The following is a 2,169-nucleotide window of genomic DNA, read 5'->3' as shown; positions in this document are numbered from 1 at the left end:
CCAATCTTGTGGTTCGTAATTTAAGTCTGCAAATAGACGTCTTTTCTCTTTCTTCGTTAAATCTCTCCACTGCCCAACTGGTAAATTATTCAATTCAATATTCATAATTCTCGTACGTTTTAACGTGTATACTTGATAACCTAAAGCTTCACACATACGGCGAATTTGACGATTTAGCCCTTGTGTTAAAATAATTTGGAACTCATATTTTGATAACTGTGTAATCTCACAAGGAAGCGTTTTTGTTCCTAAAATTTTAACACCCGCTGCCATTTTCTCTAAGAAATCAGGTGTAATTGGCTTATCTACTGAAACGATATATTCTTTCTCATGTTTGTTTTCAGCACGTAAAATCTCATTAACAATATCGCCATCATTCGTTAACAAAATTAAACCGTCAGAGTCTTTATCAAGACGTCCAATGTGACTAATTCGTAAAGGATGATTCACTAAATCAATAATATTACCTTTTACTGATTTTTCACTCGTACATGTAATACCTACTGGTTTATTTAAAGCGATATATACGTGATCTCGAGCAATTCGAAGCTGCTCTCCATTTACTCGTACATCATCACCTGGGTTCACTTGGTCACCAATTTTTGCAACCTTACCGTTAATAATTACTCTTCTCTCATTAATTAGTTTATCCGCTCCACGTCGAGACGCTTTTCCAGCTTCACTAATAAATTTATTGATACGCAAATTAGGCACATCCTTTTCTAAAAAAATTTCAAGCTCACACTGCTTCTACCGTACAATACAAAAGGGTAAGCCTCCTATTATAACTTAAATATATTAACATGAAAGGGTATATAACGTCTTCTATTAATTACTTGTTTATAAGAAAATATCTTTATTATACATTCATTTATGCACTTTTTCAGCGTTTAATATACAAGCCATTCTTCCTTACATACAGCTTGTTTTCCTTTTATCTCTTCTATCTCTTCATGAATATTAGCTAATTTATATAAACCTGGGAAAATCTCTTCCACATAATGTTGATGCGTCTTTTCATCTTTCCAATACGTTAACACTATGTAACGATTTTTATTTTTTAAAGACTTCCCAACTACTCCACCTAACATTCCTTTTGCTTTTTCCATTCCTTTATTCCAAATTGTTTCTTGCTTATGTAAAAAATGATTTTCCTTTTCCATCTTTACATCACATATAGCAACTCTTACGAATGATCCTTCTGTAACAACGTCTTTCAAATGCGTATCAGTTATATCATACAACGTTTGAAATAATTCAATTTCACATGAAAGAAACGTATCCTCTTGATTACTATTTAAATAAATTGTATCGTGAGCACCATTCATAAATGATTGATATGCACTTCTATCTTCCCATAAAGTAAATACACATGCCTCATCTTCATACCATCCACCAAATTGTCCATGAAACCCATCTAGGTGCCGTATATCACGCCATTTTCCTTGCGCATTTGAAAACAATTCCTTTTTCTCTTCTTCCACCTTACAGTAGATTGTTTTTAGTAGCATTTTTAATTCCCCCTTTAGCATATAATTTATCTTCTTCTCACAATAATTAGTTCACATAATATTTTTATAATCACCCTAATACTCTTTATAGACATATAGAACTAATCATATTTATCACTACATCTATCAAAACATCTATCGAATTTAATTTCAAATGATTCAGAATAAAAAAAGATGTAACTCTTAATGAATTACATCTTTAGCTAATCTCCCTTATTCATCTTTTTCTCAAATAAATAATACGTAATGTCTCCTGGATAATGTACTACTGTTACCTTCCGCTCCCCTTTTTTAAAACTAACAGTATGCCCGTTTTCCCCTAAGTTCTCCCATCCACTCGCCTTTGTAATCGGCATTACACTTATATATTGATAGTCCTCTTCCTTATCATCGTTAATATGAATTGCTGACATTGGTACTGGAAAACCTTTAATTTTAGATTCTTTATTCATAAATATGAATGCAATTACACCAACTAATAACATAGCCATTGAAATACTTGAAACTAGTTTTCTTCTATTCATTTTCACTAAAAACCCTCTTTTCTCACATATAACTTTCATCATTTTACTAACTTTAATTATTTATGTATAGAGAAGAAATAATTTTAATTATTTCTAACCTATTTTCTCTACTTAAAACAACATTATTATTATAT

The 2,169-nt window shown here is 31.2% G+C and carries 3 protein-coding genes; all 3 read right to left on the bottom strand.

Annotated features, from left to right (window positions below):
• The coding region (gene rluF, locus ABWK52_RS28355) for a 23S rRNA pseudouridine(2604) synthase RluF (protein ID WP_001222170.1) at nt 1–705 on the bottom strand (705 nt) is incomplete at its 3' end.
• Nucleotides 706–890: 185 nt separating this feature from the next.
• The gene (locus ABWK52_RS28350) at nt 891–1,511 is read right to left on the bottom strand and encodes a YdbC family protein (protein ID WP_000925166.1); all 621 of its coding nucleotides are present in this window, start codon (nt 1,509–1,511) and stop codon (nt 891–893) included.
• 203 nt (nt 1,512–1,714) lie between these two features.
• Nucleotides 1,715–2,077 (bottom strand): hypothetical protein, encoded by a 363-nt coding sequence (locus ABWK52_RS28345; RefSeq protein WP_002061304.1) that lies wholly within the window; start codon nt 2,075–2,077, stop codon nt 1,715–1,717.
• Nucleotides 2,078–2,169 lie beyond the last annotated feature (92 nt).

The sequence above is a fragment of the Bacillus sp. AP50 genome, from assembly GCF_040492675.1.
Taxonomy (GTDB): domain Bacteria; phylum Bacillota; class Bacilli; order Bacillales; family Bacillaceae_G; genus Bacillus_A; species Bacillus_A cereus.
Note: the sequence above shows the minus strand (reverse complement) of the source record. Positions and strands in the feature narration are given on the sequence as shown.

What these genes read in the sequence shown, in the direction of transcription:
- ABWK52_RS28350 (WP_000925166.1), bottom strand. Translation starts at nt 1,511, where the DNA reads ATGCTACTAAAAACAATCTACTGTAAGGTGGAAGAAGAGAAAAAGGAA.
- ABWK52_RS28345 (WP_002061304.1), bottom strand. Translation starts at nt 2,077, where the DNA reads ATGATGAAAGTTATATGTGAGAAAAGAGGGTTTTTAGTGAAAATGAAT.